Source organism: Planktotalea sp., assembly GCF_049680325.1.
Classification (GTDB): domain Bacteria; phylum Pseudomonadota; class Alphaproteobacteria; order Rhodobacterales; family Rhodobacteraceae; genus Planktotalea.
In genome coordinates this window covers 1-4,908 of the sequence record NZ_JBAUHO010000213.1, presented here as the reverse complement: position 1 = coordinate 4,908, position 4,908 = coordinate 1, and the positions used below count along the sequence as shown (strand labels likewise).

General features: G+C 53.9%; 4 protein-coding genes and 1 pseudogene. 2 read left to right on the top strand and 3 right to left on the bottom strand.

Going from position 1 to position 4,908, the window contains the following annotated elements:
* Positions 1-778: replication initiation protein RepC (gene repC / locus WBC85_RS09660; protein ID WP_424435942.1), on the top strand; the 778-nt coding region annotated here is incomplete at its 5' end.
* Positions 779-843: 65 nt separating this feature from the next.
* Here the strand turns inward: repC and WBC85_RS09655 are convergent.
* Together WBC85_RS09655 and WBC85_RS09650 are read right to left on the bottom strand one after the other, a co-directional pair.
* A pseudogene (locus WBC85_RS09655) lies at positions 844-1,514 on the bottom strand (SOS response-associated peptidase).
* 48 nt (positions 1,515-1,562) lie between these two features.
* Positions 1,563-1,868, bottom strand: coding sequence for a hypothetical protein (locus WBC85_RS09650; protein WP_347192062.1), 306 nt, complete (start codon positions 1,866-1,868; stop codon positions 1,563-1,565).
* A gap of 51 nt (positions 1,869-1,919) precedes the next feature.
* Here WBC85_RS09650 and WBC85_RS09645 point away from each other — a divergent pair, with 51 nt between their 5' ends.
* Positions 1,920-3,119, top strand: coding sequence for a DNA polymerase Y family protein (locus WBC85_RS09645; RefSeq protein ID WP_424435939.1), 1,200 nt, complete (start codon positions 1,920-1,922; stop codon positions 3,117-3,119).
* Positions 3,120-3,192: 73 nt separating this feature from the next.
* Here WBC85_RS09645 and WBC85_RS09640 read toward each other — a convergent pair whose 3' ends face one another.
* Entirely contained in the window at positions 3,193-4,248 is a 1,056-nt protein-coding gene (locus tag WBC85_RS09640) for a replication initiator protein A (RefSeq protein WP_347192060.1), read from the bottom strand.
* Between the last annotated feature and the right edge of the window lie 660 nt (positions 4,249-4,908).

Here is a 4,908-nt window from a genome sequence, read left to right as displayed (position 1 = left end):
CAGCACATACGTCCGCCACATTAAACGCCACCTGAGAGACGCCACAGATTTCTCCCTGGCCCATCCCCGCCTCTTGAGCATCATTGAGGGCTTCGACGCTTGGCCCGAGGCCGCCCGTCTCGCAAACATGCAGATCGAGGCGCTTGAGCACCACGTAACGGAAGCACAAGCCCTGTGCACAACCTTGGATGATTTCTTTGAAACACGTCGAGATTCTACCGCTAAGGCGGCAGAAAACTTCCCGTGCTTTATACAAGAGAACAACCAAGATAACTTATCTGTAATCTGTAACGCCAACGTAGATAAAGGGAGCGCCGGCAAGCCCGCGCACACTGAACTTATTTGTTCGGAGCCTATCGGCCCCGAAGATTGCTTAGAAAATAAGTGTGGGGCGGAGAGTGCAGAGCGCAATACCCAATTTATCACCCAGTTGACCCCGGAGCGCATTTTCAAGCTCGCCAGTAGCGACATGCAGGCTTACATTCTGGCCTGTCAGGGTGAAATCCCCACCCTTCGTGAACTTCACATCATCGACGCAACGACCCGGATCATTCATCCGCTCGGCATCAATCACGACGCCTGGATCAAGGCCGTCAACCTCATGGGCGATGTGGGGGCAGCCCTTTGCGTCTTGCTGATCGATGCCAACAGAAGTCACCCAACAACGCCGGTTCGCAATCCGGGCGGGGCGCTGCGTGCCATGACCGCCCGCCACAAAACCGGCAAGCTGAACCTGGTCGGAAGCCTCATTGGGCTTGCGCGGCGGCGTGGTCTGTAATGCGCTTGTCCGGACAGAATATCTCGCGCAGTGCTGTTTTAACCAGCCCCTGCAAACCGCCCGATTTAGGGGGTTTGCCCCCCAAATTTGGTCGGCAGATCGCGTTTCTCGTTGATCCCGTGCCTGACGATACGCATCTGTGTCGACGAGAACGGTCTGAGAAGCGCCCGTGCTTGCTCTGGCGAGCCTGTCAGCCAAATTTTGTAGTCCGCAGGGTCGAGGACCACCGGCATCCGTCCTTTCGCATGGATAGGCCGTACCAAATCATTCGCCGCTGTTGTCACCATCGTATGCCGCAGGCCTGTTTCGCCCTCCCCGCGCAATTCTTCACGCTCGATGCGCCAAAGTCCGGCTATCGCAAAGATTGGTCGCGCATCCGCGTTATCCGCCGCCATGCCGAACCAGAAATCCTCAGCAGGTTTTTTCCCTTTCGTCTCGTTGAAGCTCGTTGCTGGAACCAAACAACGGCGGTGCAAAAGCTGTCTTTCCACAGTCCCGCCGCCTTCCCGAAAATGCTGTCGTCTCTCGCATTATTCCAAGCGCGAGGCTTGATCGGAGATCCATCACGTTTGGAAAAATTTGGGGTCAAAAATCCCCAATTCATTTCCACCAGCTCGCGCCCAACATTCTCCACCTGCCGCACGATCGGCGCCGGGTAGTTCGGGTGGATACCTGGCCGGGATGGCGCATTCCCGAGGTGGTCCTGTTCGGATTCAATCTGAAAAATTCGGCGCATGGCCTCAGTGGTCGCAATATTAGCATACAAATTGCACATCGGTCTGTCCTATAGTCCCGCCCACTCTCGGATCATCTTCGCCACGCGCGTTGCTTCAGATTTGCGGAGGGTCTGGTTTTCGATCCGAAGGGCTTTGAAAAATGCGCCGCAGAGCATCGGCCCCTTTTCTATGTTCTGACGAACATAGAGCAAGGCCGCCAAAAGTTCTTCACTTTCTACATCCCTGACTGCGCATTCAGCAGCGGCCGTCTCGACCAGGCCAAGCACTCGGCGCAACTCATCCACGACCAGAATTTCCTCTGACCAGTCGCCACCAAAGGCGACATTTCGAAGATGATCCTTGCGTTCCGCCATGAGAACAAAATAAGAACATTTGTCCTCTTCTTACAATCGGGAAATCCCTACATGACGCTGATGCGCTCATTATACATTGATATGAATAGCTTTTTTGAGAGCGTAGAGCAGCAGGAAGATCCGGCGCTGCGCGGAAAGCCTGTTGGTATCACCGCGATCAGCGCCGAATCCGGGGCCTGCGTTGCCGCCTCTTATGAGGCGAAATCGTTTGGCGTCAAAACCGGAACGCGCGTGTTTGAGGCCCGCCGCATGTGTCCAGACATCGTTTTCCGCCCAAGCCGCCATCGCCTCTATGTCCGCGTGAACCAGAAAATCGCCGCCGTGGTGGACGAACTGGCTGAACTCGAAGCTATCCGCTCCGTCGATGAGTTTCAGGTTGCCCTGGGTGGGCAAACGGCAGAGCTGGCCGCTGCGCTGGACCTCGGCCGGCAAATCAAGGCCGCCATCCGCAGGCGCGTCGGATCCGAATTGCGATGCTCAATCGGGATCGGACCAAACCATCTTCTTGCAAAGATAGCTGGCAAGCTCGAAAAACCCGACGGCCTGCAATGGCTTTCGCCCGACAACATGCCTGACCGTATCGCACACCTGAAGCTTGACGATCTGCCGGGTATTTCTCACGGCATCAAAGCCCGGCTTTCTCGCGCAGCGATCTGGGGTATTCCTGAGCTCTATGCGCTCGACCCGCGACACGCCCGCTTGATTTGGGGATCCGTTGAAGGCGAACGGTTCGTTCGGGCCTTGCAAGGCATGGATATTCCTTTGTTGCCGACCGTGCGGAACGGATACGGCAATTCAAAGGTTCTCGCGCCCCACTATCGTCCGCCCCACGCGGCAATGCTCGTGGGGCGTTGGTTGATTGAAAAAGCTGTAGCACGGATGAGACGGGACGGGTTTTGTGCGCGGCGATTGTCCCTATTCATTCGCTGTTCTGATGACCGGGGATGGTCGCGCAAACAGTCGTGCAATGCGAGTCAGGACACGCGCCTGTTTTTGTCGATATTCCAAACTTTGTGGAACGGTTTGCCGCTTAGGTCGGGCGTTGTCATTCTTTCTGTTGGCGTCCATTTGGGCGACATCATTGCACTTGCAGACCGTTCCGGGGAGTTGTTTTTGCCTATGGAGCCAGGTCGGAAGAATCGTGACGAGAAATTGGCCCAAGCTGTCGATCGTTTGAACCGTCGATATGGTCAGCGCGTCGTGACATTTGGGCTTCAACAAGATCATCCGGGGTTTTTCGAAAAGGGATAATTTCCGGCGTTTTTGTTGGTTGCCCTTGGTCGTTAGGTTTTCGCAAGCTGCGTCAGAGGACCCCACCTGACGGCTATGGTTTGCCGCGCTTTTCGAACCAACTTTGACAGAACTTCACAAAGTGTTTTGCCGGGTGTTTGGGTTCGATCTCTTCCTTGCCGCACCAGGCACGCCACTCGCGCTCGATCATGCGCACATCCCAACCAGGGGCGGCCGTTCGAGCATCGTGGTAGGCTTCAGGGTCTAGCCTGCCCTCGAATACCTCCACCATCGGGACCGGGACGGTCCCTTTGCTTCGAAACACAACGATGTTGCCCTCAAGCGAGGGGATATAATCTGGAAAATGGCCATGTTCTGCGCTGTCGGAGATGATGTTGGTCACCAAACGCTTGAACTCTTTTGCTGAAGAATGTGAACCGCATTTGAGATGCAGTTTTTCTAACCCGATGCGCCATTCAGCTGATTTTCCGCAATGTTTGCGCGCAATTTCATACATGCGCCGCTCTAAAGGCTTTTTCAGTCTGAAATAGTCCCGGCTGATCGTCAAAACTTCCTTGGCCTGGATGGCGTTAAAAACCCAATCCGACAATGTGACCTGCACATCCTGAAGAGCGCCATCACTATTGCGACGGATAGTTTTGGCGCTATCGACCAATCCAAACACTTGCCACTGCCGCTCAGAGCCCGTGACGATATTGGTCTTGATCGATGTGCCACGCAGCCGCTCAAGAGCATCTTCTGCGCGTATATACGCACTGCCCCCTACCGGCTTGCCCGTGGCCACGAGGTAGTCGATGATTTTGAAGCTGACTGTCTTGGATACCTCCTTGCCGTCATTCAAAGCAGCGATCAGCTGAGAGATGCAGAAAATTAGGATATCGCGATCAAACACCGTTGCCATACCCTTGGCGGAGGGCGTGATTTCGATGAAGTTATCGTTGTTCTCATAGCGTCGCGTTTGATGGTCTGGCTTCTTTGAGATGGAGAACACAGGGTGCTCCATGCCAGCCATGTCGCTCTTAGGAGCTGCATCAAAGATGTCGCAGATGAACAGATCCGGCTGCTGAAACCGGTCTGGTAGCAGCGGATTGGCTAGACGCTTCGTTGGCTTATCACCCACCGCTTTCATTTGATTGTCCTATCACCCACCGATTCGCACCCTCATTGGCTTATCACACACTATTGGCTTATCACACACCGCGTCAATCCCTTGGCTTATCGCCCACCAAGCGTCAATTTTTATTGGCTTATCGCCCACCAAGCCAACGCTCAGTCATCGGTGTAATAAGGTATTACATCATTGGCCTGTGACACACCGAATCTTGGCTTATCACCCACCACTTGTTGGCCTATCACCCACTAGAGGTTTTGTAAGCCATTGTTTTTGAATAATGAATGTGGGCTTTTAGATTCGTAACCCATATAAATAACCCATATATAACACCAACCCTTCATGGGCTGAGTGATCCAAACCAGTGTATTGCTGGTTGCCAACGATGAATTGCTTAGAAAGCTATGGTGATGAAGCATTTAGTATGGACACAGCGTACGGTAATTTGCCGTACACTTGACACGTACGCCTATTTGCCGTACGTAGGATCCAACGAGAGGCCTTAAGATGTCCTTTCCCGTGAACCGTTTGCTGAAAGGAGACTAAAATGTTGGCGTTTCAAGACACGACAAGTGCAGTCAACGAGCCCAAGAGCGCTCGTCTGGAATCACGCACGCAACCCAGTGTAAAAGCTGACATTCTCCGAGCCGCGACCCTAAATGGCGTGGACATCAGTGC